The organism is Klebsiella sp. R445 (assembly GCF_051131755.1).
Classification (GTDB): domain Bacteria; phylum Pseudomonadota; class Gammaproteobacteria; order Enterobacterales; family Enterobacteriaceae; genus Klebsiella; species Klebsiella lignicola.
Genome location: NZ_CP180446.1, coordinates 3,538,198 through 3,563,842, shown reverse-complemented (window position 1 = coordinate 3,563,842; position 25,645 = coordinate 3,538,198). Strand labels below are relative to the sequence as shown.

At 56.1% G+C, this 25,645-nt stretch carries 21 protein-coding genes; 5 read left to right on the top strand and 16 right to left on the bottom strand.

What is annotated here, in order from left to right:
* Positions 1-4: 4 nt before the first annotated feature.
* The 10 genes from glgA to ACMYSN_RS16560 form a co-directional block, all read right to left on the bottom strand.
* The gene (gene glgA / locus ACMYSN_RS16605) at positions 5-1,438 is read right to left on the bottom strand and encodes a glycogen synthase GlgA (RefSeq protein ID WP_123757307.1); all 1,434 of its coding nucleotides are present in this window, start codon (positions 1,436-1,438) and stop codon (positions 5-7) included.
* Positions 1,438-2,733, bottom strand: coding sequence for a glucose-1-phosphate adenylyltransferase (glgC, locus tag ACMYSN_RS16600; protein WP_462495534.1), 1,296 nt, complete (start codon positions 2,731-2,733; stop codon positions 1,438-1,440). The genes glgA and glgC overlap by 1 nt, the downstream gene beginning before the upstream one ends.
* Before the next feature lie 80 nt (positions 2,734-2,813).
* Positions 2,814-4,790, bottom strand: coding sequence for a glycogen-debranching protein (gene glgX / locus ACMYSN_RS16595; RefSeq protein WP_462495533.1), 1,977 nt, complete (start codon positions 4,788-4,790; stop codon positions 2,814-2,816).
* Positions 4,790-6,973 (bottom strand): 1,4-alpha-glucan-branching protein, encoded by a 2,184-nt coding sequence (gene glgB / locus ACMYSN_RS16590; protein ID WP_462495532.1) that lies wholly within the window; start codon positions 6,971-6,973, stop codon positions 4,790-4,792. The genes glgX and glgB overlap by 1 nt, the downstream gene beginning before the upstream one ends.
* Before the next feature lie 251 nt (positions 6,974-7,224).
* Positions 7,225-8,331: an aspartate-semialdehyde dehydrogenase gene (gene asd, locus ACMYSN_RS16585; protein WP_154144988.1), complete on the bottom strand. Its 1,107-nt coding sequence runs from the start codon at positions 8,329-8,331 to the stop codon at positions 7,225-7,227.
* Between the two features lie 428 nt (positions 8,332-8,759).
* Positions 8,760-10,100 carry a gluconate transporter gene (gene gntU / locus ACMYSN_RS16580; protein ID WP_123757302.1) on the bottom strand — a complete coding sequence of 447 codons (1,341 nt, stop codon included), beginning with the start codon at positions 10,098-10,100 and terminating at the stop codon, positions 8,760-8,762.
* Positions 10,100-10,630 (bottom strand): gluconokinase, encoded by a 531-nt coding sequence (gene gntK, locus ACMYSN_RS16575; protein WP_004868532.1) that lies wholly within the window; start codon positions 10,628-10,630, stop codon positions 10,100-10,102. The genes gntU and gntK overlap by 1 nt, the downstream gene beginning before the upstream one ends.
* A 185-nt stretch (positions 10,631-10,815) precedes the next feature.
* Entirely contained in the window at positions 10,816-11,811 is a 996-nt protein-coding gene (gene gntR, locus ACMYSN_RS16570; RefSeq protein WP_462495531.1) for an HTH-type transcriptional regulator GntR, read from the bottom strand.
* 126 nt (positions 11,812-11,937) lie between these two features.
* The gene (gene yhhW, locus ACMYSN_RS16565; protein WP_462495530.1) at positions 11,938-12,633 is read right to left on the bottom strand and encodes a pirin family protein; all 696 of its coding nucleotides are present in this window, start codon (positions 12,631-12,633) and stop codon (positions 11,938-11,940) included.
* 121 nt (positions 12,634-12,754) lie between these two features.
* On the bottom strand, positions 12,755-13,792 hold the full coding sequence (locus ACMYSN_RS16560) for an oxidoreductase (RefSeq protein ID WP_462495529.1): 1,038 nt from the start codon (positions 13,790-13,792) through the stop codon (positions 12,755-12,757).
* A gap of 579 nt (positions 13,793-14,371) precedes the next feature.
* On the opposite strand from ACMYSN_RS16560, the gene yhhY reads away from it, so the two are divergent.
* Entirely contained in the window at positions 14,372-14,848 is a 477-nt protein-coding gene (gene yhhY, locus ACMYSN_RS16555; RefSeq protein ID WP_174510151.1) for an N-acetyltransferase, read from the top strand.
* A gap of 53 nt (positions 14,849-14,901) precedes the next feature.
* Here yhhY and ggt read toward each other — a convergent pair whose 3' ends face one another.
* Positions 14,902-16,644, bottom strand: a complete 1,743-nt coding sequence (gene ggt, locus ACMYSN_RS16550) for a gamma-glutamyltranspeptidase (RefSeq protein WP_462495528.1) — start codon at positions 16,642-16,644, stop codon at positions 14,902-14,904.
* A gap of 176 nt (positions 16,645-16,820) precedes the next feature.
* Here ggt and ACMYSN_RS16545 point away from each other — a divergent pair, with 176 nt between their 5' ends.
* Positions 16,821-17,144: a DUF2756 family protein gene (locus ACMYSN_RS16545; RefSeq protein ID WP_123757296.1), complete on the top strand. Its 324-nt coding sequence runs from the start codon at positions 16,821-16,823 to the stop codon at positions 17,142-17,144.
* A gap of 18 nt (positions 17,145-17,162) precedes the next feature.
* Here ACMYSN_RS16545 and ugpQ read toward each other — a convergent pair whose 3' ends face one another.
* The 5 genes from ugpQ to ugpB all read right to left on the bottom strand — a co-directional run bounded on the left by ugpQ (position 17,163) and on the right by ugpB (position 22,123).
* Positions 17,163-17,903 (bottom strand): glycerophosphoryl diester phosphodiesterase, encoded by a 741-nt coding sequence (ugpQ, locus tag ACMYSN_RS16540; protein WP_462495527.1) that lies wholly within the window; start codon positions 17,901-17,903, stop codon positions 17,163-17,165.
* Positions 17,900-18,970 (bottom strand): sn-glycerol-3-phosphate import ATP-binding protein UgpC, encoded by a 1,071-nt coding sequence (locus ACMYSN_RS16535; RefSeq protein WP_123757294.1) that lies wholly within the window; start codon positions 18,968-18,970, stop codon positions 17,900-17,902. Before ACMYSN_RS16535 ends, ugpQ begins: the two co-directional genes overlap by 4 nt.
* Position 18,971: 1 nt before the next feature.
* Complete coding sequence (ugpE, locus tag ACMYSN_RS16530; protein WP_462495526.1) at positions 18,972-19,817, bottom strand: sn-glycerol-3-phosphate ABC transporter permease UgpE; 846 nt, start codon at positions 19,815-19,817, stop codon at positions 18,972-18,974.
* Positions 19,814-20,701 carry a sn-glycerol-3-phosphate ABC transporter permease UgpA gene (ugpA, locus tag ACMYSN_RS16525; RefSeq protein WP_123757292.1) on the bottom strand — a complete coding sequence of 296 codons (888 nt, stop codon included), beginning with the start codon at positions 20,699-20,701 and terminating at the stop codon, positions 19,814-19,816. Before ugpA ends, ugpE begins: the two co-directional genes overlap by 4 nt.
* A gap of 105 nt (positions 20,702-20,806) precedes the next feature.
* Entirely contained in the window at positions 20,807-22,123 is a 1,317-nt protein-coding gene (gene ugpB, locus ACMYSN_RS16520) for a sn-glycerol-3-phosphate ABC transporter substrate-binding protein UgpB (RefSeq protein ID WP_123757291.1), read from the bottom strand.
* Between the two features lie 281 nt (positions 22,124-22,404).
* On the opposite strand from ugpB, the gene ACMYSN_RS16515 reads away from it, so the two are divergent.
* The 3 genes from ACMYSN_RS16515 to ACMYSN_RS16505 all read left to right on the top strand — a co-directional run bounded on the left by ACMYSN_RS16515 (position 22,405) and on the right by ACMYSN_RS16505 (position 25,623).
* Positions 22,405-23,172 carry an IclR family transcriptional regulator gene (locus tag ACMYSN_RS16515; RefSeq protein WP_159864430.1) on the top strand — a complete coding sequence of 256 codons (768 nt, stop codon included), beginning with the start codon at positions 22,405-22,407 and terminating at the stop codon, positions 23,170-23,172.
* A gap of 222 nt (positions 23,173-23,394) precedes the next feature.
* On the top strand, positions 23,395-24,294 hold the full coding sequence (locus ACMYSN_RS16510; protein WP_462495525.1) for a dihydrodipicolinate synthase family protein: 900 nt from the start codon (positions 23,395-23,397) through the stop codon (positions 24,292-24,294).
* An 18-nt stretch (positions 24,295-24,312) separates the two neighbouring features.
* Positions 24,313-25,623, top strand: a complete 1,311-nt coding sequence (locus ACMYSN_RS16505) for an MFS transporter (protein ID WP_462498276.1) — start codon at positions 24,313-24,315, stop codon at positions 25,621-25,623.
* Positions 25,624-25,645: the final 22 nt, after the last annotated feature.

The window sequence follows — 25,645 nt, the reverse complement described above, 5'->3', positions numbered from 1 at the left end:
GTGGTTACATCAAGCGTTGATAAAGTTCGCGATAGGAGTTCGCTGCAACCTGCCAGCTAAAATCCATATTCATCGCCTGGCGTTGCACGTAACGCCACAGCGACGGGCGCGACCACAGCACGAAGGCGCGTCGAATGGCCCGTAATAGCGAAACGGCATTACTGTCTTCAAACACAAAACCGCTGGCCACGCCATCGGCGAGGTTTTCCAGCGAACTGTCGGTGACGGTATCCGCCAGGCCACCGGTACGACGAACCAACGGCAGCGTGCCGTACTTCAGGCCATACAGCTGTGTTAAGCCGCAGGGTTCAAAACGGCTGGGAACCAGAATCACGTCGGCGCCGCCCATAATGCGGTGGGAGAAGGCCTCGTGATAGCCGATCTGCACGCCAACTTTCCCCGGATGCTCCGCCGCCGCGGCCAGGAAACCTTCCTGCAGTACCGGATCGCCTGCGCCCAGCAGCGCCAGCTGTCCGCCCTGCTCCAGCAGGCCCGGCAGCGCTTCCAGCACCAAATCCAGCCCTTTCTGGCTGGTCAGGCGGCTGACGACGGCAAACAGAGGGGCTTTGTCATCGACTTTCAGCCCCATCGCAATCTGCAGCTGACGTTTGTTTTCTGCTTTCTCTTCAAGGCGGTCACGGTCATAGCGCGCGGCCAGCAGCAGGTCGCTTTCCGGGTTCCAGATACGGTCGTCTACCCCGTTAAGAATCCCCGATAGCCGCCCTTCGTGCTGGCGCTGACGCAGCAGCCCTTCCATGCCGTAGGCATATTGCGGCTCGGTGATCTCGCGCGCGTAGGTCGGGCTCACCGCCGTAATGTGGTCGGCATAATAGAGTCCCGCTTTCAGGAACGAGATCTGCCCGTTGAACTCGAGGCCATGCATGTTATAGAACGACCAGGGCAGTTCGATATCATTCATGTGCCAGGAGTAGAACATCCCCTGATAGGCCAGGTTATGTACCGTAAAGACCGATTTCGCCGGGTGTCCGCGTGCCGCCAGGTAGGCGGGCGTCAGCCCCGCATGCCAGTCATGAGCGTGCACAACATCAGGGCGCCAGAAAGGATCCAACCCGCTGGCCATTTCACTCCCGACCCATCCCAGCAGGGCAAAGCGCAGCACGTTGTCGGTATAAGCATGCTGATGGGTATCGTGGTAAGGGCTCCCTGGGCGGTCATAGAGATGCGGGGCATCGATCAGATAGATCCCCACGCCGTTAAAATGGCCGAACAGCAGCGTCATACGACCCGCGAAAGTATCCCGGCGCGTCACTACCTGCGCATCGGTCACTCCACGACGGATATCAGGGAAGGCCGGTAACAACACACGCGTGTCGATACCTTCCGCGATTTGTGCCGCAGGCAGCGCGCCGAGGACATCTGCCAGACCGCCGGTTTTTAACAGCGGAAACATCTCCGAACATACGTGTAAGACCTGCATTAGCGCTCCTGTTTATGCCCCAACTTCCGCAACATATCACGCGTAACCAGCACGATACCTTCCTCTGAGCGGTAGAACCGACGCGCATCCTCTTCCGCATGTTCACCGATGACCATCCCCTCAGGAATGACACAGGCGCGATCGATCACACAGCGGCGCAGACGACATGAGCGCCCCACCCATACTTCTGGCAATAAGACTGACGAATCAATGTTACAGAATGAGTTCACGCGCACGCGCGGGAACAGCACCGACTGCACCACCACGGAACCGGAGATAATACAGCCGCCCGACACCAGGGAGTTCAGCGTCATGCCGTGGCTGCCGGAACGGTCCTGCACAAACTTCGCCGGTGGCAGAGACTCCATATGGGTGCGAATTGGCCAGTTCTGGTCATACATATCCAGCTCCGGCGTCACCGAAGCCAGGTCAAGGTTCGCTTTCCAGTAGGCTTCCAGCGTTCCCACATCACGCCAGTACGGTTCCGCATCCTGGTCAGACTGCACGCAGGAGAGTGGGAAAGGATGTGCATAAGCCATGCCAGCTTCGGTGATCTTAGGAATAATATCTTTGCCGAAATCGTGGCTGGAGTTTTCGTCGTTATCGTCTGCCGCCAGCAGCTCATAAAGATAATCCGCATCAAAGACATAGATCCCCATACTGGCCAGCGATTTAGTGGCATCACTCGGCATGGCCGGCGGGTTGGCCGGTTTCTCGACGAATTCGATGATTTTGTCGCTCTCATCCACCGCCATCACGCCGAAGGCGGATGCCTCTTCGATGGGCACCGGCATACAGGCGACGGTGCAGCGCGCCCCTTTTTCGACATGGTCGATCAGCATGCGGGAATAGTCTTGCTTGTAGATATGGTCGCCAGCGAGGATCACCACATATTCCGCTTTATAGCGGCGGATGATATCGAGGTTCTGCGTCACGGCGTCCGCGGTACCGCGGTACCAGTTTTCGCCATGCACACGCTGCTGTGCCGGCAGCAAATCGACGAACTCGTTCATCTCTTCGCTAAAGAACGACCAGCCACGTTGAATATGTTGTACCAGCGTGTGGGATTGATACTGGGTGATCACGCCGATACGACGAATACCTGAGTTAATACAGTTGGATAACGCGAAATCAATGATGCGAAACTTACCGCCAAAATGGACGGCCGGTTTTGCACGTTTGATTGTTAAGTCCTTAAGCCGGGTACCGCGCCCCCCCGCCAGAATTAACGCAACGGTTTTGATCGGCAGCTGACGCGCCAGCATCAATGGGTCATTCTTTTCAAGCCTAACCATGATTAACTCCTTTTTACATCCCGGTCTTCCCGTCCTTCTCACCGCGCAGCCGCCGCGAGTTCAACCGGAAGCTTCAGGGCTTACGACCTTTGAAATACGCACACTCCGTGCGCGGGCCCATGCCAGACAGCTATGACAACCGGATTATCCTCTCCGGCGAAAGGAGGAACAGCGTGCCACTCCCCCTCAGGTAATTCCATTGGCGCCACCTCCGGGGTGGCGTTCAGCGTCACCAGCCAACGATCCGAGAGCAGAATTTGCAGGCGTGGAATGCCATGCTGCCACTCGTCAGCGGTTAATGGTTGCGCATTCTGGTTTAGCCACAGCACGTTGCCGTCCCCTTCCTGCCACCATGCATTCCCGGTTAAGGCCGGTATGCTGCGGCGCAGATGAATGAGCGCGGCGGTAAATGCGGTCAGCCCACCGTTGGCCTGACTCCAGTCAAGCCAGGTCAGGGCATTGTCCTGACAATAGGCGTTATTATTGCCATGCTGGCTATGACCATGCTCGTCACCCGCCAGCAGCATCGGCGTACCTTGTGCCAACAGCAGCGTGGACAGCAGGGCATGAACGCTGTCCCGACGCCGTTCCATCACGTCAAGACTGCCACCTAACCCTTCTATACCATGGTTGCTGCTGTAGTTATTGTTAGTCCCATCGCGATTCTCTTCACCGTTCGCCTCATTGTGTTTCTGATTGAAACAAACGCAGTCGCAGAGGGTAAAGCCGTCGTGGGCGGTAACCAGATTGACCGCCGCCGCGGGCAGCCGTCCGTTATGCTGAAACACATCGCTGGAGGCGGCAAAACGCCGGGCGAACTCGCCCAGCGATACGTTGTTATGCAGCCAGAAACGCCTTGCGACGTCGCGGAAATGATCATTCCACTCGGCAAACAGCGGCGGAAAATTCCCCACCTGATACCCCCCGGCACCAATATCCCAGGGCTCGGCAATCAGCTTGACGGCCGAAAGCTGCGGATCGTGGCGAATCGCCTCAAACAGCGGCGCATCCTGGCGAAATTGCGGGGTCCGGCCCATCACCGAGGCCAGGTCGAAACGGAAGCCGTCGACGTGGCACTCATCGACCCAAAAGCGCAGACACTGACGGGCAAACTCCACGGTTCCAGGCTGGCTCAGATTGAGGGTGTTGCCGCAGCCGGTCCAGTTGTAGTAATCCCCGTCGTCCCTTATCCAATAATAGTAACGGTTGTCGATTCCGCGAAAAGAGAAGGTCGGCCCCTCAAGGTCAATTTCCGCGCTGTGGTTCAGCACCACGTCGAGGATCACTTCGATGCCCGCAGCATGTAGCGCTTTCACCGCGTCACGAAACTCGTCGAGCGCGCGCTCCGGCTCGCTGGCGTAGCGCGGGTCGAGCGCGAACATCGCCATCGGGTTGTAGCCCCAATAGTTGCTCAACCCCATTCTCTGCAGCCGCGGTTCACTGGCGAACTGCGCCACCGGCATCAGCTCCAGCGCCGTGATCCCAAGGGTGGTGAAGTAGTCGATCATCACCGGATGACCCAACGCTTTATAGGTGCCGCGGATGGCCTCCGGCAGCGCCGGGTGCAGCCACGTCAACCCTTTAACATGGGCTTCGTAGATGACCGTCTGCCCCCAGGGTGTCCGGGGCGACGCATCGTTGTGCCAGTCGTAGTGCAGATCCACCACCTGCGACTTCGGCGCGATCGTCGCACTGTCCCGGTGATCCGGCGTATGGTCACCGCCGTGGAGTAGCTCGTCATCGGGCAGCCCCCCCACGACCCGATGACAACAGGGGTCGAGCAGCAGCTTCGCCGGATTAAAACGGTGCCCCTGCGCCGGGTCCCACGGGCCGTGGACACGGTAACCGTAGCGTAACCCCGGCCCGGCATCCGCCAGCCAGCCGTGCCAGATATCCCCGCTGCGCGCGGGTAAATCAAAGCGCTGCTCATTGCCCTGCGCGTCAAAGACGCACAGTTCTACCCGCTCAGCGTGGGCGGATAAGAGCGTAAAATTCACGCCCTTTCCATCATAGCTCGCGCCTAACGGTGAGGGTTTTCCAGCGGCCAGCATCGTCATTATGCCTCCCGTACCAGCCAGACGGTCGCCAGCGGCGGTAGCGTAATTGACAGCGAATGTTCACGGCCGTGGCTGGCGATAGCGTCACTTTCCACGACGCCACCGTTGCCGGTATTGCTACCGTGGTAGTGCATCGAGTCGGTATTCAGCTCCTCGCGCCAGCGCCCAGGCTGATTGATCCCGAAGCGGTAGCCATGACGTGGAACCGGGGTGAAGTTGCTGGCAACGATAATCTCGTTACCGGCTTTATCGCGGCGCACGAAGACAAAGACCGAGCGCTCGTGGTCGTCCACCACCAGCCATTCAAAGCCGTAGGGGTCAAAATCGAGCTCGTGGAGCGCTTTATGGTGGCGATAGGTATGGTTCAGATCGCGCACCAGGCGCTGAACCCCGTGATGCCAGTTATCGCCGCCGTCCAGCAGATGCCAGTCCAGGCTGCCATCGTGGTTCCACTCCCGCCCCTGGGCAAACTCGTTACCCATAAACAGCAGCTTTTTGCCCGGGAAGGCAAACATCCAGCCGTAGTAGGCGCGCAGGTTGGCGAACTTCTGCCACGCGTCACCGGGCATGCGGTCCAGAATCGATTTTTTGCCATGCACCACTTCATCGTGGGACAGCGGCAGCACGAAGTTTTCGGTGTAGTTATAGAGCATCCCGAAGGTCATCTTGTCATGATGATGACGGCGATGGACAGGATCGAGCTTCATGTAATCGAGGGTGTCGTGCATCCAGCCAAGGTTCCATTTGAACCAGAAACCGAGACCACCTGTCGACGAAGGCCGTGATACGCCGGCGAAATCGGTGGACTCTTCCGCCATGGTGACCGCCCCCGGCGTCTGTTCGCCAAGCACACGGTTGGTATTGCGCAGGAACTCAATCGCCTCGAGGTTCTCCCGACCGCCAAACTCGTTTGGCACCCACTCGCCCTCTTTGCGGCTGTAGTCGCGATAGATCATTGACGCCACCGCATCGACCCGCAACGCATCGATCCCGAAGCGTTCAATCCAGTACAGCGCATTCCCGACCAGGAAGTTACTGACTTCGCGGCGACCGTAGTTATAGATCAGGGTATTCCAGTCCTGGTGATATCCTTCGCGCGGGTCGCTGTGTTCATACAGCGAGGTACCATCAAACGAGGCAAGCGCGAAGTCATCGGACGGAAAGTGGCCGGGAACCCAGTCCAGAATCACGTTCAGGCCAGCGGCATGCGCGGCATTGAGGAAGTAACGGAAATCTTCACGGGTACCAAACCGGCGGGTCGGCGCGTACAGCCCGGTGGGCTGATAGCCCCAGCTGCCATCAAACGGATGTTCGTTAATCGGCAGCAGCTCCAGATGGGTAAAGCCCATCCATTTGGCATAAGGCACCAACTGGTCAGCCAGCTCGCGATAGCTCAGCCAGAAATTGTTATCGGTATGGCGGCGCCATGAACCGAGGTGAACTTCATAAATCGAAATCGGCGCATCAAACTGGTTAGCCTGGCGACGCACTTCCGGCTGTTCGACTTTTTCCGGCAACCCGCAGATAAGCGAGGCGTTGTCCGGGCGCATCTGTGCTTCAAAGGCATAAGGGTCAGATTTCACCCGCAGATGGCCGTGGGCGTCGATCAGTTCGAATTTGTACAACTGGCCGTTGTGCGCGCCGGGGATAAATAGCTCCCAGATACCGGACTCTTTTCGCAGACGCATCGGGTGGCGGCGCCCGTCCCAGTAGTTGAACTGGCCGACGACGGAAACCCGGCGGGCGTTCGGCGCCCAGACGGAGAAGCGCGTCCCGGTGATCCCGTCCATCGTGTCAGCATGCGCACCCAGCGTCTCATACGGGCGCTGATGGGTCCCCTCAGAGAGCAGCCAGACGTCGAGATCCTGCAGCAGCGGGCCAAAACGATAAGGATCATCAATCAGATTTTGTTGACCATGCCAGGTCACCGCCAGCTGGTAGCGGAAGGCATTTTTTCGACGCGGCAGAACGCCGCTAAAGAACCCGCGTGAATCGAGGCATTCCAGTTTGCCTACTTTGCGCCCGGTTTTCGGCTCAATAACCCATACATCAGTAGCATCGGGTAATAACGCACGTACCTCCAGACCGGCATCTGTTTGATGCATGCCAAGCACGGAAAAAGGGTCCGCAAAATGGCCAGAGATAAGCGCATTAATCACGTCTCTATCGATACGATTAGACATGGTTTCATCCTGTTGTAAGTGCCGTCATTTCCTGTATCTGACGACTTTTTTTGACCTGAACGGTGCAGCACTCTGTGCATCCTTCTGCTCCGTCCCACCTTCAGGTAAGGCAACGTTGTCGTTCCTTACTTAAAGCATAGCCAAGGCTGACTTACCTCCGTTGGAAAAAATCTAACATTCGCGTTTACTCCTTGTATTACGCAAAAAAAAGGGGGTGTTAAACACCCCCTTTCCCGTTGTTGAGTCGGATATTAAGCCAGCTGGCGCAACATGCGTCGCAGCGGCTCCGCAGCGCCCCACAGGAGCTGGTCTCCGACAGTGAAGGCCGAGAGATACTCCGGCCCCATATTCAGCTTGCGCAGGCGACCAACTGGGGTGGTCAGGGTGCCGGTAACGGCAGCCGGGGTCAGCTCACGCATGGTAATATCACGATCGTTTGGTACCACCTTGGCCCACGGGTTGTGCGCCGCCAACAGTTCTTCAACGGTCGGGATAGAGACATCTTTTTTCAGTTTGATGGTGAACGCCTGGCTGTGACAACGCAGGGCGCCCACACGAACGCACAGACCATCAACCGGAATCACTGACGGGGCGGCGAGGATCTTGTTGGTCTCTGCCTGGCCCTTCCACTCTTCACGGCTCTGGCCGTTATCCAGCTGTTTGTCGATCCACGGGATCAGACTGCCCGCCAGCGGCACACCAAAGTTATCGACTGCCAGCTCGCCGCTGCGCGTCAGCGACGTCACTTTGCGTTCAATATCCAGAATCGCGGAAGCCGGGTCCGCCAGTTCTGCCGCAACGTGGGTATGCAACTGGCCCATCTGGGTCAGCAGCTCGCGCATATGACGCGCGCCGCCGCCGGAAGCGGCCTGATAGGTCGCCACGCTGACCCACTCAACCAGGTCCTGCGCAAACAGGCCGCCAAGGGACATCAGCATCAGGCTGACGGTACAGTTACCGCCAACAAACGTTTTCACGCCGTTGTTCAGGCCAGCGGTAATCACATCCTGGTTAACCGGATCGAGAATAATGATGGCATCGTCTTTCATACGCAGCGACGAAGCCGCATCAATCCAGTAACCCTGCCAACCGCTCTCACGCAGCTTCGGATAGACATCGTTGGTATAATCGCCGCCCTGGCAGGTCACAATAATGTCCAACGCTTTCAGTGCTTCCAGGTCAAATGCATCCTGAAGCGTACCGCCGGTGCTGCCACCGAAGGATGGAGCAGGCTGCCCCAGCTGAGAGGTGGAGAAAAAAACAGGGCGAATGGCGTCGAAATCGCGCTCTTCAACCATGCGTTGCATGAGTACAGAGCCGACCATTCCGCGCCAGCCGATAAAACCAACATTTTTCATAACGTATTTCCTGGGAGATGTGTGCTGTTTGTGTCAAGCCAGTTTCCTACTGGATCATCCCTCACATTACAAAATGCTGCTAAAGTCGCAAGTGAAATTAATCAATGATTGCGCGGCAATCAGAAAAGCAGCTTATTATTCACGCCATCTTTGTTGCCAACAGCATCCAGGAAACCCTAAAGATTATCGGTATATTGCCCGGGGAAGGGAATATTTTCTACCGCTAATTTATTGATCTGGGTTATGAATTCGTCCGGAAATGGGGTGACGGGCATGTGGCAAAGAGGTTCGAAAAAAACCAGAGCTGGTGCGGCCTTACGAGGGTTAATACGTTTTTCGCAGCGCTCAGCAGGAAGGAAATTTTGGGTGATGGCAGAGGGAAATATCGCCCGGCGTTGCATCGCTCAGCCGGGCGAGGTGACCTACGTTTAGCTCAGCAGCGTAAACGCAATCATACCGACGATGGCACCGGTGGTGCCGAGGATAGTTTCCATCATCGTCCAGGTTTTCAACGTCTGCGCTTCGGTGGCACCGGTAAATTTACCGAACAGCCAGAAACCCGCGTCGTTGACGTGACTCACCACGATGGAGCCGCCGGCGATACAGATGGACAGCGCCGCCATTTGCGCACCGCTGTAGTTCAGCTGCTCAATCACCGGCATCACCAGCCCGACGGCGGTTAAGCAGGCGACGGTCGCAGAGCCCTGAATAATACGCACCGCGGCCGCCAGCACGAAGCAGGTCACAGCAATCGGCAGACCCATACCGGTCAGCGCTTCACCTAGTGCCGGGCCCACGCCGGAATCCACCAGCACCTGTTTAAAGACGCCGCCTGCCCCGATAACCAGCAGGATAATCCCCGCCGGCTGCAGCGCGTGACCGCAGATCTCCATGACCCGGTCTTTCGCCATGCCCTGACGAACCGCCAGACCATAAATCGCCACCAGACAGGCCACCAGAATGGCGGTGAACGGATGGCCGATAAATTCGAACCATTCATAGGTCGTAGAGCCTACCGGTACAAAGCGTGCGGCGACGGTTTTCAGCCCAACCAGCACCAGCGGCAGCAGAATCAGCGACAGGCTAAAGCCAAATGACGGCATCTTGCCTTCGCCGAGGCTCGGCTCACTGATATCGTCAGGAATGTGCAGCTCAACGTAGCGGCTGATAAAGTTGCCCCACAGCGGACCGGCGATAATCATCCCCGGAATAGCGGCGCACAGACCAATCAGGATCATCCAGCCGAAATCGGCATGCATCTGCGATGCCAGCAGCATCGGTGCGGGCCCTGGCAGCAGGAATGCCGCAGCGGCGGCAACGCCGGCGAACAGCGGGATCACCAGCTTCACCAGGTTGGTACCGGTATGACGCGCCATAGAGAAGGCAACGCTGATCAGCAGTACGATAGCCACTTCGAAAAACAGCGGCAGCGCACAGATCAGCCCGGCCAGACCAATCGCATAATGGGCGCGGTTATGGCCGAAAGATTTCAACATCTTCACGGCTATCTGATCGACCGCCCCGGTCTCATGGAGGATCTTGCCAAACATCGCCCCGAGCGCCACGACAATCGCCAGGAAGCCCAGCGTACCACCCATCCCTTTTTCCATGGTCGCTGCAATCTTATCCAGCGGCATGCCCGAAAAGAGACCGGCACCAATAGAAACCACCATCAAGGCCACGAAGGCATGCATACGTGCCTTCATGACTAAAAACAGCAGCAGCAAAACAGAGCCGACTGCGGTTAAAACAAGCGTTAAAGTACTCACTAGTTACTGCCTTTGTTGATCACCTCAATGGTGCTCGCGACCACGCCTTCCAGCGATTGATCAATATCGACGATTAAGACATCGCCTTCGTCTGCGCCTGGCTCCTGCAGCGTTTCAAACTGCGTCACCAGCATCTGGGTTTTGAAGAAGTGGCCTTTACGCGCCTTCAGACGGCTTTCGATCAGGTCAAAATCCCCTTTCAGGTAGACAAACGACAGGTTCGGGTTACCTTTACGCAGAATGTCGCGATAGCTCTTTTTCAACGCGGAGCAGACAATCAGCGAAACTTTATTGGTGCGCTGCATAGCAAAAGCGGCGTCGTTCAGCGCCTGAAGCCACGGTGTACGGTCGTCGTCATTTAACGGCTCACCGGAGGCCATCTTATTGATATTGCTGCGCGGATGCAGAAAGTCGCCATCAAGAAACGCGGCATGTAGTTGATGCGCCACTTCGCTGGCGACAGCGGATTTACCACTGCCGGAAACGCCCATCAGGACATAGACGTGGTGATCATGGTTAGTCGTGCTCAAAGCTTCCTCCCACTGGACACATATGCGAGGCCGCGCAAGCTGCGGTATACAGCATGGGAGACTCGCATACAAATTGGTTGTTACGGGTAACTGTTATCGGTAACATTGTCGTGCGGGACTAAGGGATAAGCAATCACCATTCGTGCCAGAAATGAATATGTGTGATCTACTTCAAACTTGTCGGATTAAATAGATCCGCCCGGTGACAATGTGAAACCTAAATCTAACATCTTAGGCGTAACGGTTTCACCACGGATCCGCGCCAGCAGGCGTTCGGCGCCAATGCGGCCCATGCGCTCACGCGGGGTCAGCACGCTGGCAAGCCGCGGCTCCATCACCTGACCAATATCATGTCCGTGGAAACCGGCAATCGCCATATCATCCGGAATTTTTAATCCCAGTCGCTGGCACTCAAAGGCCGCGCCGACCGCCAGGTCATCGTTGGTACAAAAAATACCGTCGAGCTGTGGGTATTCCCGGCGTGCCTGACGCATCAGCTCAATCCCTGACGAGTAGGACGACGACTGCTCAACCATCACGCTGTAGGGCGTCATGCCGGCATCAGACATCGCCTGCTCGTAACCCTTCTGTTTGATGATAGTACGTTCATCGAGGCGCGCGCCAAGATAAGCCACATGGCGATGGCCGCGGGCAATAATCGCGGCGGTCATCTGTCGTGCGGCATCGAAGTTATCAAAACCTACGGCGATATCGAGGCACGGCGACTGGCTATCCATCAGCTCGACCACCGGGATACCGGCCACTTCGATCATCTTCAGCGTGCGGGGAGTATGGGTGCGTTCGGTGAGGATCAGGCCATCAATGTTCCACGAGAGCATCGATTCGAGACGTTTCTCTTCCATCTCCGGCTTATAGCCGTAGTGCGCCAGCATCGTTTGATAGCCGAAAGCGTCCGTGACGCTTTCAATGCCGCGCAGCACTTCCGAGAATACCTGGTTGGTTAACGACGGCAGCAGCACGCCGATGGCGCGACTGGTCGCATTGGAGAGAATATCAGGCGCACGATTGGGGATATAACCCAGTTCATCGAGAGCAACGGCAATCTTGCCACGCAAAGCCTCAGAAACCTGTTCCGGGTTACGTAAAAAGCGACTGACCGTCATTTTGGTCACGCCGACAAGATCGGCTACATCCTGAAGTACGGGTCTTTTCTTTTTCATCGTCCTGACTGTGATTCCTGGCTGTGATAACGGGGAGACATTATCTCAGTTTATCACGGACGAAGCGCAACCTTCCCAAACATCCGGGAAGGCTGCGCAATTTATTTAGACATCTTCAGAACGGCATCAGACCGGCGGCAGATCGAACAGCAGGATTTCGCTATCGCTGTCGGCGTGAACAGAAATCGCCTGCTCATCCCAAATCGCCAGGCCATCGCTGGTGGTGGCTTTGGTCCCGTTGATGGTCACTTCGCCCTTCACGACCTGGATCCAGACGCGGCGTTCAGCGGCAATCTGATGCACCGACTGTTCGTCTTTCAGCAGCGCCCAACGGTACAGCTCCATGTCCTGATGTACCTTCAGGGAGCCTTCACGCGCATCCGGCGACAGCACCAGCTGTTTGCCCTGTGCCGCATCAAAGCGACGCTGTTCGTAGCGCGGTGTAATCCCGTTTTCCTGCGGCATAATCCAGATTTGATACAAGTGCAGACGCTCGGTGCTGCTCGGGTTGTATTCCGAGTGGCGAACACCGGTACCGGCGCTCATGATCTGGAACTCACCGGCAGGAACCTGCTCTTTGTTACCCATGCTGTCCTGGTGCTCAACCGCCCCTTCCAGCACATAGGTCAGGATTTCCATGTCTTTGTGCGGGTGGGTACCGAAGCCCTGGCCGGCGTCAATCACGTCATCGTTGATTACGCGCAGTGCCGAGAAACCCATAAAATTCGCGTCGTAATAGTTGGCGAAAGAGAAAGTATGCCAGGAATCCAGCCAGCCATGGTTAGCGTGACCGCGTTCGTTAGCTTTGCGTAAGTAGATCATGTTGCACCCCCGTATGTTTTCGATGGAGTCAGTGTGGACTCATTCCACTGACGATCATAGAGGGTGAAAATTGACTCCTCTGTTCAAAAAATATGAATAAGAACCGAGGAGCCAAAAAAGCTTATTTCATGAGGGTTACTACCGACGGAGAAGGCTGTTCAAAGCCGCGTTCGAGGATCTCCATATTGGTGAGAACCTCAGATTCATTGACGTAATTTTCGCGACCATTCACCAGGGTGTCGTACAGCGCATCATAGACCCGGCCATAGTCGCCCGGCTCCACGCCGATCTCTTCACGCACGCTGACGCCGTTGTCATCAACGTATTCCAGCACACCCATGCTGTCATCCGCGGCAAAACCAGCTTCCCCCGGCATGATATTGGCTTTCAGGCTGGTCTCCTGCTGATCGATGCCGTACTTAATAAACGACCCACGATGGCCGTGGACGATAAACTTCGGATAAGGCAGCTTCACCAGATGGCTGGTTTTGACGATGGCTTTCATCGTGCCGTAGAACAGCTGGGCTTCGAAGGTATCATCCGGATTAGCTTTATTACGCACGCTGCGGATGTCATAGGCTACGTGATCCGGGCGACCAAACAGCGAGATAATCTGATCCATCGTGTGCACGCCAAGACCGTAAAACGCGCCGTCCTGCGGCAGTCCCGGTTTGCCACCGTCCACCGGACGATAGTTGTCAAAGTGGCTCTCAATTTCGACGATCTCGCCGAGTTTGCCGCTCTCTATGACTTTTTTCATCGTCAGGAAGCAGGAGTCAAAGCGGCGGTTCTGGTACGGCGTCACCGTCAGGCCTTTGCTCTTCGCCAGCGCAAACAGCGCCTTCGCTTCGGCCATCGTTGGCGTGAACGGTTTTTCCACCAGCACGTTTTTGCCCGCCTCCAGCGCCCGTTTTGCGTAGTCAAAATGGCTATCCGCATGGGTACAGACAATCACCAGTTTGACCTGCGGGTCATTGAGCACGTCATCAAGATCGCTGGTGAAGTGGATATGCGAGTACTGCGACCCCTGCTCTTCGGGCTTGGCGCTGCGGCGATAGATGTGCGCGACGTGCCAGCGGTCTTTGCGGTGCAGAACATAGGGCAGATGGTAGCGGGTGGTACTTTTACCGAAGCCGATAAATGCACAATGCAGAGTCATAATAACGTCCTGTGTTGAGGTTTCTGCCGTTAACCATAGCGCACCCCGGCAAGGAACTTAACTCTTTCCCTGTCCGTGATTGCATAAATTTATCTGCAGAAGGCGTCAATCACCACACATAAAAATAGACAATAAACACATGATAAATAACATAATTTATTTATGATAATGAAAAAATTTTCGGTATTCTGCGGCCAGACTGAGATCCTGCCGGCACTGAGCGACACACCTGAAACGCCATCGTTGAAGGACAAGCGTGGAGAGAAAAAACCGGGGACGGAGAGCGCGCTATCGAACAACCCTTTCACGTGAGGGCCTGAAAAAACGCAAAAAAAAAGCCAGCACCTGGCTGGCTAAAGTAATACTGGAAGCAATGTGAGCAATGTCGTGCTTTCAGGCTTTCCGCAAGGGTCTCCCTGAATGCAGGACAATAATAATCATTCTCATTCGCACTTGTCTACCCCTTTTTGCAAAAATTAGCCGTTGACGCCTTTTTTAAAGTCAGGGATGTTTAAAAGAACCATTGAGCACACAAAGCCTGATATTCAGGTACAAGGGAGAAGAGGAATGAGTGAGATTGTGATACGCCACGCTGAACCGCGCGATGCAGAACCTTTACGCCAGTTGACTGCACACCCGGAGGTCTATCACGACACGCTACAGCTCCCGCATCCGTCAATGGAAATGTGGCAGGAACGGCTAAAACCCCGGCCGCACGGTCACCACCTGGTTGCCACGATCGACGAGCAGGTCGTCGGCCACCTGATGCTCAGCGTCGAACCCCGTCCACGCCGAAGCCATGTCGCCACTTTCGGGATGAGCGTGGCGGCACCGTTCCAGGGTCGCGGCGTTGGCAGCGCCCTGATGCGCGAAATGATCGGCCTGTGCGATAACTGGCTGCGGGTTGAGCGGATCGAACTCACGGTGTTTGCCGATAACGCCGCCGCCGTTGCCGTCTATCGCAAATACGGTTTTGTCGTTGAAGGAACCGGACGGAAATTCGCGTTGCGTAACGGCGAGTATGTCGATGCGCACTTTATGGCGCGCCTGAAGTAAAGGTTAAAACAGGATTACAGGCCGGGCACACGCCGTGCTGCCCGGCCATTGACTCAGTATCCGGCGGTTAAATCACCCGGCGAGCGCGGGTCGGAAGCGCCGTACAGCGTCCCGTCCGGGCCGACCATAATGCTCTGCGTGCTGCCCATTACCTCCTTCAGCACCACTTTTTGTCCCTTCTGTGCCAGCAACTTCAGCGTATCCGGGCTAAAGCCCTTCTCCACCCGCAGCTCATCCGGCAGCCATTGATGGTGGAAGCGCGGGGCGTTGGTGGCTTCCGCGACGTTCATGCCGAAATCAATCGTATCCACCACCATCTGCAGGACGGTGGTAATAATGCGACTGCCGCCCGGGCTGCCGGTCACCAGCCAGGTTTTGCCCTCTTTCACCACAATGGTCGGCGACATCGACGACAGCGGACGTTTTTTCGGCCCAACGGCATTGGCATCGCCGCCCACCAGACCGTAGACGTTCGGTACGCCCGGTTTTGCCGAGAAATCATCCATCTGGTTATTCATCAGGATCCCGGAACTGCCCGCGACAATCCCGGTGCCAAATACGGTGTTCAGCGTATAGGTAACCGCCACCGCATTGCCGTCTTTATCCACCACCGAGAAATGGGTGGTCTGGTTGCTTTCATAGGGTGCCAGCTTGCCGGGACGGATCTGGCTGGAAGGTTTGGCTTTGTTGATATCAATCTGATCGGCAATCGATTTAGCGTAAGCCTTGTTGGTTAAGGCCTGCCACGGCACGTTGACAAAGTCCGGGTCACCGAGATACTCCGAGCGGTCGGCATAGGCATGTTTTTCGGCCTCCGCCATTACCTGCATGGCATCTGCGCTGCCGAAGCCATATTTCTGCATATCGAAGTTTTCGAGGATATTAAGGATCTGCACGATGTGGATCCCGCCGGACGACGGCGGCGGCATCGAGAATACCTGATAGCCACGGTACTCACCGGCGATCGGCGTACGCTCGACCGCCTTGTAGCCCGCGAGGTCCGCCCGGGTTATCAGGCCACCGTTTTTCTGCATTTCTTCGGCTATCTGATCGGCAACCGCCCCTTTATAAAACGCGTCCGGGCCATGCTCGGCAATCAGCTCGAGGCTTTTCCCCAGCTGTTTTTGTACCAGCTTGTCGCCCTTCTTCAGCGGCTCACCGTTTTTCCAGAAGATGGCCTTGCTGTTCGGGTGCTGCGGGATCACTTCGCTCCCGTAAGTTTTCAGGTCATCAGCCAGCGCATCGTTAACCGTGAAACCCTCTTCTGCCAGCTTGATCGCCGGGCGCATCACCTTGTTGAGCGGCAGCGTGCCGTACTTTTCCAGCGCTAATGAGAAGCCAGCAACGGTGCCCGGAGTACCGGAGGCAAGATGCGAGGTGAGCGATTTTTTACTGTCCGGGTTGCCGTGGTCATCGAGGAACATGTCCCGGGTGGCCTGCTCCGGCGCCATTTCGCGAAAATCTATCGCCGTGGTGTGCCCGTCTTTGGTCCGCAACATCATAAACCCGCCGCCGCCAATGTTACCGGCCTGCGGATGCGTGACTGCCAGCGCATAGCCCACCGCCACCGCGGCATCAACGGCATTCCCGCCCTGGCGCAAAATATCGACCCCAACCCGGGTCGCCAGCGCATCCACCGAGGCCACCATTCCCTGCTGCGCACGAACCGGATGAAAGACATCCGCTTCTACACCGTAGGAAACCGGCGACGGGGCGGGATTTGCCGCGACGGTAAAACTACCGCCGGCCAGCAAAGCAGCGATGACCACCTGACGCCATAAACGTTTTGTTATCATTGTCTTACCCCTGAAATGTATTTTTATCCCCATATACACCCTGAATATTTCGAGTTGCTTGTAGGCGGCAACGCGAAATATTCAGGGTTTAAGCCTGGCTGATAAGTCTTAAAAAATCATTGTTATGCCGGAAAGGCGGTACACTTAAGTGATCCCACACACGGGAGGAGAGAACGATGAAAGCACTATTTTTTCTGGCGGCACTGATGCCGCTCAGCGTCCTGGCACAGCCGCTTAACACCACCAACAACCCCAACCAGCCGGGGTATGTCGTCCCCAGCCAACAGCGGATGCAGAACCAAATGCAGGTCCAGCAGCAGCAACACCAGAGCATGCTGAAGCAGGATATGCAGAACCAGACTCGCGCCCAGCAGCAGCATCTTCAGACCCAGCTCAACAATAATCAGCAGCGGGTAACCCAGAGCGGGAATTTGAATTCGTCACAGCAGATGTTGCCGAACAGCAACGGGGGAATGCTGCATCAGCAGACGACGCCATAGGCGCCGTATGCTGTCAGCTCAGGGCTGAAAATCGGGGCCGATAACGTCGATGGCATCGGTGCAGAGGCAATCGACGCCCCAGCGTAACAGCTCTGCCGCCCGCTGGGGTTGGTTCACGGTATACACGAGGATGTGCAGGCCAGCCTCTTTCAAGCGGGCGACGCGCGTCTCATCCAGCAGCTTGTGGTTGAGGTGAATCGACACGCAGCCCAGCCGGGTGGTCAGCTCGCGCCAGTCTTCTCGCCACTCATCCAACAACAGCCCGCGCGGTAGCTCAGGCGCCGCGTGCTGGGCGGCTTCCAGCGCATCAATTTCAAATGACGAGAGCAGCGGCGGGGTCATGCCCTGCCACAGCTCGCGGGCCGCCAGCGCCACCGTTTTGCCGGTCAGCGGACCGGTACCGGTGGTCGGCTTAATTTCGATATTCGCCATCATGCCGTGCTGACGACAGCGGTCGGCTACCTCGGCCAGCAGCGGCAGCGGCTCACCTTTGAATTCAGCGCTGTACCAGCTTCCGGCATCGGCTTTCAGCAGATCGCGCCACGGCAGCTCTCCGGCAATGCCCCAGCCGTTGCTGGTGCGTTCCAGATTGTCATCGTGTAGCAAAAAGATCTCGCCGTCTTTCGACAGTTTGGCATCGAACTCGATCATCGTATGACCGAATCGCGCGCCAACGTCGATGGCCGCCAGGGTGTTTTCCGGCGCCAGTTTCCCGCCGCCACGATGGGCGACGATGTGGGGATAAGGCCAGTGACTCATGCGCGTTGTCCTGTTTCACCATCAAAGAGGTGCAGATGTTCCCTTGGCAGCTGCAGCCACAGCGTACAGCCCGCTGGCGGACGCTGCTGGTGTGGCAATCTGACCACCAGCTTCTGTTCGCCCCAGCGACCGTGGGCCAGGTTATCGGCACCTAAAATTTCCAGCGTATCCATCACCAGCGGTACGCCACCTTCCGCCTGGGAGCTTAATGCAAAATGCTCCGGGCGGATACCCAGCGTCATCTTACGCCCGGCGTACTGACGATGCCCGTTATTCAGCGGCAAACGCATGCCGCCCTCCAGCTCAAAGTCATTCCCCTCGGCGCTGACGCGCCCTTCCAGCAGGTTCATCGCCGGGCTGCCGATAAAGCTCGCGACAAAACGGCTGGCCGGTTTTTCGTAAACTTCCACCGGAGTGCCAATCTGTTCGGCAATCCCTTTATTCATGACCATCACCCGTTGGGCAAGGGTCATCGCTTCTACCTGATCGTGGGTAACGTACAGCGAGGTGGTTTTCAGGCGACGATGCAACTGCTGCAGTTCGAGGCGCATCTGCACCCGCAGCTTGGCATCGAGGTTGGACAGCGGCTCATCAAACAGAAACACCGCCGGGTCGCGCACAATCGCGCGGCCCATTGCCACACGCTGACGCTGGCCGCCTGAAAGTTCACGGGGACGGCGTTGCAGCAAGCCATCGAGCTCCAGAATACGCGCCGCTTCCTGCACCCGCTCAGCGATCAACCCTTTGCCCATCCCGCGGATCTTCAGTCCCCAGGCCATATTCTCTTCGACGCTCATGTGCGGGTAGAGGGCATAGTTCTGGAACACCATCGCGATACCGCGATCCTTCGGCTCCATTTCGGTGACGCGCTTGCGGTCAATCCAGATATCGCCGCTGCTCACGCGCTCAAGACCGGCCACCATGCGCAGCAGAGTTGATTTTCCACAGCCGGACGGGCCGACCATCACGATAAATTCGCCATCCGCGACGTCCAACGTCAGCGGTTGGATCACCTGGGTTTTACCATCCCAACTTTTAGTCACTGCCTGTAGTTTTAAACCAGCCATTTTATTTCTCACTGTCGACCAGGCCACGCACAAACGCGCGCTGCATGGTTAAAACGATAACAACCGGGGGAATAAGCGTGAGCAGCATCGCCGCCATCACCTGGTTCCACTGGGTGGTGCCCTCGCCGGTGGCGATCATGCCTTTGATACCCGCCACCGCGGTGCCAAGATTGACGTCCTGAATAATCAGCAGCGGCCACAGATACTGGTTCCAGCCGTAGATAAAGGTGATCACAAACAGCGCCGCGAGATTGGTTTTCGACAGCGGCAACACGATGTCGCGGAAAAAGCGCATCGGCGAAGCACCGTCGATGCGTGCCGCTTCAATCAGCTCATCCGGCAGCGTCATAAAGAACTGACGGAATAAGAAGGTGGCGGTCGCCGAGGCCATCAGCGGTAGCGTTAGCCCGGCGTAGCTGTCGAGCATTTTCAGGTTGGCGATGACTTCTACCGTCGGAAAAATACGGACCTCAACCGGCAGCATCAGGGTGATAAAAATCATCCAGAAGAACAGGTTACGCAGGGGAAAACGGAACCAGACGATGGCGAATGCCGAGAGCATCGACACCACGATTTTCCCCACCGTGATACAGAATGCCATGATGAAGCTGTTGAGCATCATCAACCAGAATGGCGCGCTGTTCGCCCCGACGCCCTGGGTCCAGATGGTGGCCATGTTGTCCAGCAGGTGTCCGCCGGGGATTAGCGTCATCGGTGTCTCAAACACCGCCTTGTTATCCAGCGTCGCCGCGACAAACGCGACATACAGCGGGAACAGGATCACCGCGATCCCCACGATCAGCATGGTGTGGCTGAAAATCGTCAGCCCGCGACGGTTCTCAATCATTGGTAGCGCACCTTACTTTCAACATAGCGGAACTGAACCACCGTCAGCACAATCACCAGCAGCATCAACACCACCGACTGGGCCGCGGAAGCGGAGAGGTCAAGACCGGCGAAGCCTTCGCGGTAGATCTTGTAGATCAACGTGGTGGTCGCCTGTACCGGGCCACCGGCGGTAGCCGCATCGATCACCGGGAAGGTATCGAAGAAGGCGTAGACCAGGTTGACCACCAGCAGGAAGAAGCTGACCGGCGCGATCAGCGGCAGCGCCAGCTTAAAGAAACGCCGCACCGGCCCGGCGCCATCAATGGCGGCGGCCTCGACCAGCGATCGCGGAATTGACTGCAATGCCGCGAAGAAAAACAGGAAGTTGTAGCTGATCTGCTTCCAGACCGAGGCAAAGACCACCAGGAACATCGCCTGACCGCTGTTCTGCGCATGGTTCCAGTCGTAACCCATCTCAGCGAGGAAGTGAGTAATCAGCCCGCGTCCGGGGTTAAAGAGGAAAATCCACAGCACCGCCGCCACCGCCGGCGCCACCGCATAGGGCAGTAGCATCAGGGTCTGATAAAAGCGGCTGCCGCGCACGACGTAGTCCACCAGGGCCGCAAAGAACAGGGAGATGATCAGGCCGCTGAAGGTCACCAGCGTGCTGAACTTAATGGTGGTCCAGAACGAGGCCAGATAGTACGGGTCATGGACCAGAGTCATGAAGTTGTCCAGACCAACGAACTGACTGGAAAGGCCAAACGGATCAACGCTTTGTAGCGAATACCACAGCGCTTCACCCGCGGGCCAGATAAAGAAAATAACGGTGATAATCAGCTGCGGCGCGACCAGCACATAGGGCAACCAACGCGAGCGGAATACCGGACGGGATGATGACATAAGGGAACTCTTCTTCAGAAAACGCCGGGAGGCGATATGCGCCTTACCCGGCCTACAAAATCTCGAACGACAGGCCCGGCCAGCATCACGCTGCCGGGCACAGGGTTAAGACTTCGTCGACTGCTCGAAACGGCGCAGCAGCTGGTTACCACGTTCAACCGCTGAATCCAGCGCCTGCTGTGGCGTCTTCTTACCGGTCCACACGCTCTCCAGTTCCTCATCCACAATGGTGCGGATCTGCGGCATGTTGCCCAGACGCAGGCCTTTGGTGAACGGCAACGGCGGCTTGTTCAGCATCTGACGAGTGGCGATATCCGCGCCCGGGTTTTTCTCGTAGAAGCCTTGCTGACGGGTCAGGTCATACGCGGCGGTGGTGATCGGCAGATAGCCGGTTTTCTGGTGCCATTCCGCGGCGATTTCCGGTTTAGCGAGGTATTCGAGGAATTTCGCCACACCGGTGTAGGTTTCTTTGTCTTTACCTTGCATCACCCACAGGCTGGCACCGCCGATAATGGCGTTCTGCGGCGCGCCTTTCACGTCGGCGTCGTATGGCATCATGCCCACGCCGTAGTTGAATTTGGCGTACTGGCGAATATCTGCCAGCGAACCGGAAGAGGCGGTGGTAATGGCGCAGTCACCGTTATAAAACTTCTCGGTGGATTCGTCTTTACGCCCGAAGTAGCTGAAGTCGCCCTTCTTGTTCATCGCTTCCAGCATGGCGATATGCTTCACCTGCTCCGGCTTGTTGAACTCCAGTACCGCGTCGGTACCATCGAAGCCGTTGTTTTTGGTCGCCACCGGCAGACCATGCCAGGCACTGAAGTTTTCAATTTGGATCCAGCCCTGCCAGCCGCTGGCGTAACCGCACTTCATGCCCGCCGCTTTCAGCTTATCGGTATAGGCGGCCAGCTCCTGCCAGGTTTTCGGCGGCTGCTCCGGGTCTAAACCGGCTTTTTTGAAGGCGTCTTTGTTGTAGTACAGCACCGGCGTAGAGCTGTTAAACGGCTGGGAGAGGAGATGGCCGCTTTTTGAATCGGTGTAGTAACCGGAAACGGTCGGCACGAACTGCGATTCATCGAACTTAATGCCCGCATCACTGAACACCTGATACACCGGCTTAATGGCTTTCGAGGCCATCATCGTCGCGGTACCGACTTCATACACCTGCAGCAGCGCGGGCGCGTTACCGGTACGGAACGCCGCGATACCGGCGCTCAGGCTCTGCTCGTAGTTGCCTTTGTACACCGGCGTAATTTTGTAATCCGGATTGGCCGCGTTGAAACGTTGCGCCAGAGAATCAACTTCTTTACCCAGTTCCCCTTCCATTGAGTGCCAGAACGGGATGGTGGTGACTGCCAGCGCCTGACCGGCACATGCCAGACTGAGCGCCAGTCCTAAAGCTGTATGTCGTAACGATATCATCGGTTATCTCTCTTGTTGTTCCAGATGCGCGATTTCACGCGTTTTATGTTCGCGGGGGTAACATGACATGCTCGAATTACAGAAAAATAACTTTTTTATTACAAAAAAAAGATAGTAAGGCGTCAAAGAGATGGCAAGACGATGAAAGATCGGAGACAGGAAAGTGGGAGCTTTGACACGTCATGGGGATAATTCCCGGCCGGACTACAGATAAGTGACAATCTGTAGTTAAATAGAGTTCGTTTAAGAGCACTCTCCGGCGAACCGTCACAAGGACAAACATGAAGACGCTTCACAAACCCACCGAGCGCGTTTTACTTATCCTCGAAACATTAGCCAATGTTGATGGGATGACGCTGTCTGAGCTGTCGCTCAAAACGGATATTTCTAAAGGAACGATTTTCCCGATTCTTAAGTCGTTGCAATACCGGAAATATATCAGCCACGATGAGCGTAACGGCATTTACACGCTCGGGATCTCATGCGCAGTCCTCGCCAGCGCCACCGTTGAAAAAGAGTTCTGGCTAAAAATGATTAATAGCGAGATGCAGGCGGTCGTCAACGAATGCAACGAAGTCTGCCAGCTCGGTATCCTCGACGACGCCTGGGTGCTCTATGTAGATAAAGTGCAGGGCGACCAGACCGTACAATTGGTCTCTAAGGTCGGCACTCGCCTTCCGGCGATCTGCTCCGCGCTGGGCAAAGCGTTGCTGCACAAACACCGTGACGACGAGATTCTGGAACTTTACCCGCAGGGTCTGCCTTGCGTCACCCCACGCAGCATCACCAGCATGGTCGAGCTTCGTCAACAGTTAACCCAGGTCGCCAGCAACGGCTACGCCATGGACGACCGGGAAGTGAATGACGACACGATTTGCTTCGCCGTTCCCCTGCAGCAAAAAGAGACCATTCTGGCGGCCATCAGCGTCTCTTTACCGGCGTTCCGGGCCGGAGAAGAGAAAACACAGCAGGTCATCCACGCCTTAAAAAGCGCGAAAACGCGTATCGAAAGCGTGCTGAACAAGCTGCCCGAAATCAAAAACTACTGACCGTCCTCTCCCGGCCACAGGAAGTGTGATTACACACACATTACCGATATTTAATCACCTACTGTGGCACCTGGCTCAGCTGTCTATTTCTCCATCAATTCATTGAATTAATCATTTTTTCGCCACTTTCTCATCGGTTTGACTTCGTATTCTCATCATGTTTACTTATGTTTGATTGCAAATACAAACACTGTTTGCATATGCGAACAAAAGGAGCATGACATGCAAAGTCGTTACATCACCCCTGCCGTCACGGTATTTGATAGCCAGGGTAGACTGGATCCGGAAGGTAATTTCCGACTGTATGATTTCATCAAAAATAGCGTCTCCGGATTTGTCGTCATGGGCAGTACCGGCGAGTTTTTCTCTCTGGATATGAAAACGTCCCGTCAGATTATTCATATGGCCGCAGAGTTCCCACGTCATGGAATAAAGGCCTATGCCGGAACCAGCCGCATGGATATTGACGAGTGCGTTGAGCTGGCAAACTATGCTGATGAATGCGGGCTGGATGGCGTGATGATTATCAGCCCCTGGTACTTCCGCCTGACCGATGAGGCAATCTATACCTTTTACAGCCAGATAGCGCATCGGACCGCGGCCAAAATCTTTATCTATAACTTCCCGGAACGTACCGGCTATTCCGTCTCACCCGAGGTCTGCCTGCGACTCGCCCGCGAATTCCCTAATATTATCGGCCTGAAAGACACAATTCCGGACACCGGCCATACGGCGCAGATCATTCGCCAGGTCAAATCAGAGCGCCCGGATTTTGAAGTCTACGCCGGTTACGATAACAACTTCGCGCACAACGTTTTATCGGGCGGAAATGGCTGCATCGGCGGTTTATCCAATCTTTGTCCCGAAATCTTCCGCGACTGGATGCAGGCGTTTAGCGACAACGACCTCAGCAAGGTGTCGTCACTCCAGCAAAAAGTCGATGATTTAATGGATATTTATACGGTTAACGATCCTTTCATCCCGACGTTTAAAAAAGCATTGCAACTGCGCGGCATTATTCAGTCAGACCGCTGCACCGCGCCTTTTAACTCGCTGACCATCGGCCAGAGCGAAAGTATTCAACAGATACTTTCCCGCGCTGGTATTGCCATTGATGCCTGACCCCACCGTGGAGGTATGATGAAAACGATCACCGCTTACGACAACCCGGTATTAAATTCCGCGATCGCTAAATCGTGGAAGCGTCTGGTTCCGCTGATGTTTATCCTCTACTTCATCGCCTTTATTGACAGGGTCAATGTAGGCTTCGCCAAAGAGGCGATGCAGGTCGATATTGGGCTCTCCAACTCGGCCTTTGCCCTGGGAGCGGGGATATTTTTCGCCGCCTATGCGCTGTTCGGTATTCCCGCCAACCTGATCCTGAATAAGATTGGCGCGCAAAAATGGTTAAGTATCACCACCGTGTTGTGGGGCGTACTCTCCGCCCTCACCGGCCTGGTGCAGACGGAAGCCCAGTTTATTGTTCTGCGATTCTTATTGGGTTTAGGAGAAGCTGGTTTTTACCCCGGTATTCTGCTGCTGGCCTCAATCTACTTCCCTAACAAAGTTCGGGCCTCCGTAGTGGGAATTTTCGTGCTCGGCGTCCCGCTGGCACTGACCTTAGGCTCGCCGGTCTCAGGTGCGCTGCTGGAAATGCACGGATTTCTGGGTAAACCCGGTTGGTTCTGGATGTTTTTCATCGAAGGGATCCCGGCCGTCGTTATGGGGATCTTCGCCTGGTTCTGGCTGGATGATACACCAGCCAAAGCGCGCTTTCTGACCGACGCCGAGAAAAAAGCGCTCATCAACCAGCTGCACCAGGAGCAGCGCCAGACGGAAACCAGTAGCGTCAGTACCGCGCTAAAAAGCCTTAAAGTCTGGCACCTGGCATTGATCTACGGCACCATCCAAATCAGCGTTTACGGACTGATGTTCTTCCTGCCATCTCAGGTCGCCTCGCTGATGGGCTCCACGCTGGGCTTTAAAGAATCCCTCGTCGCCGCCATCCCATGGGCCTGCTCCGCGGTCGGGGTCTACTACATTCCGCGACTGGCGGACAAAATGCCGACCCGCCGGGTGCTGATTGCAGTACTGTGCATGCTGGCGGCGGCGCTGGGGCTGTTTGTCTCTGCCTGGTCAGGCCCGGTGCTAGCTATTGCCGCGCTTTCGCTGTCAGCTATCGGCTTCCTCTCAGTGCAACCTATTTTCTGGACTTTCCCTGCGCAGATCGTCTCCGGCTCGGCGCTGGCGGCCAGTATCGGTTTTTGTACCACCATGGGCGCTTTTTGTAGTTTCCTGGCTCCGCTGATTCGCGTTGAGGTTGATGCCTTCTTCGGTAACGATTCGGCTGGACTGATAGCCCTGTCTCTCATCACCGTGTGCTGCGCCTTGCTCATTGCTGCACTCGCCGGCAGAAAAGCGACCACTGGTGTCGCACTTACCCACCACTAAAATCCTGCGGCACTGATAACAA

Bases quoted from the DNA above. Each gene is read 5' to 3' on its own strand.
- ugpE (WP_462495526.1), bottom strand. From the start codon at position 19,817: ATGATTGAGAACCGTCGCGGGCTGACGATTTTCAGCCACACCATGCTG.
- ACMYSN_RS16515 (WP_159864430.1), top strand. From the start codon at position 22,405: ATGAAGACGCTTCACAAACCCACCGAGCGCGTTTTACTTATCCTCGAA.
- ugpB (WP_123757291.1), bottom strand. From the start codon at position 22,123: ATGATATCGTTACGACATACAGCTTTAGGACTGGCGCTCAGTCTGGCA.
- gntR (WP_462495531.1), bottom strand. From the start codon at position 11,811: ATGAAAAAGAAAAGACCCGTACTTCAGGATGTAGCCGATCTTGTCGGC.
- asd (WP_154144988.1), bottom strand. From the start codon at position 8,331: ATGAAAAATGTTGGTTTTATCGGCTGGCGCGGAATGGTCGGCTCTGTA.
- ACMYSN_RS16535 (WP_123757294.1), bottom strand. From the start codon at position 18,970: ATGGCTGGTTTAAAACTACAGGCAGTGACTAAAAGTTGGGATGGTAAA.
- ACMYSN_RS16560 (WP_462495529.1), bottom strand. From the start codon at position 13,792: ATGACTCTGCATTGTGCATTTATCGGCTTCGGTAAAAGTACCACCCGC.
- ACMYSN_RS16510 (WP_462495525.1), top strand. From the start codon at position 23,395: ATGCAAAGTCGTTACATCACCCCTGCCGTCACGGTATTTGATAGCCAG.
- ugpA (WP_123757292.1), bottom strand. From the start codon at position 20,701: ATGTCATCATCCCGTCCGGTATTCCGCTCGCGTTGGTTGCCCTATGTG.
- ACMYSN_RS16505 (WP_462498276.1), top strand. From the start codon at position 24,313: ATGAAAACGATCACCGCTTACGACAACCCGGTATTAAATTCCGCGATC.
- yhhW (WP_462495530.1), bottom strand. From the start codon at position 12,633: ATGATCTACTTACGCAAAGCTAACGAACGCGGTCACGCTAACCATGGC.
- glgC (WP_462495534.1), bottom strand. From the start codon at position 2,733: ATGGTTAGGCTTGAAAAGAATGACCCATTGATGCTGGCGCGTCAGCTG.
- ACMYSN_RS16545 (WP_123757296.1), top strand. From the start codon at position 16,821: ATGAAAGCACTATTTTTTCTGGCGGCACTGATGCCGCTCAGCGTCCTG.
- ugpQ (WP_462495527.1), bottom strand. From the start codon at position 17,903: ATGAGTCACTGGCCTTATCCCCACATCGTCGCCCATCGTGGCGGCGGG.
- glgX (WP_462495533.1), bottom strand. From the start codon at position 4,790: ATGACGATGCTGGCCGCTGGAAAACCCTCACCGTTAGGCGCGAGCTAT.
- ggt (WP_462495528.1), bottom strand. From the start codon at position 16,644: ATGATAACAAAACGTTTATGGCGTCAGGTGGTCATCGCTGCTTTGCTG.
- glgB (WP_462495532.1), bottom strand. From the start codon at position 6,973: ATGTCTAATCGTATCGATAGAGACGTGATTAATGCGCTTATCTCTGGC.
- glgA (WP_123757307.1), bottom strand. From the start codon at position 1,438: ATGCAGGTCTTACACGTATGTTCGGAGATGTTTCCGCTGTTAAAAACC.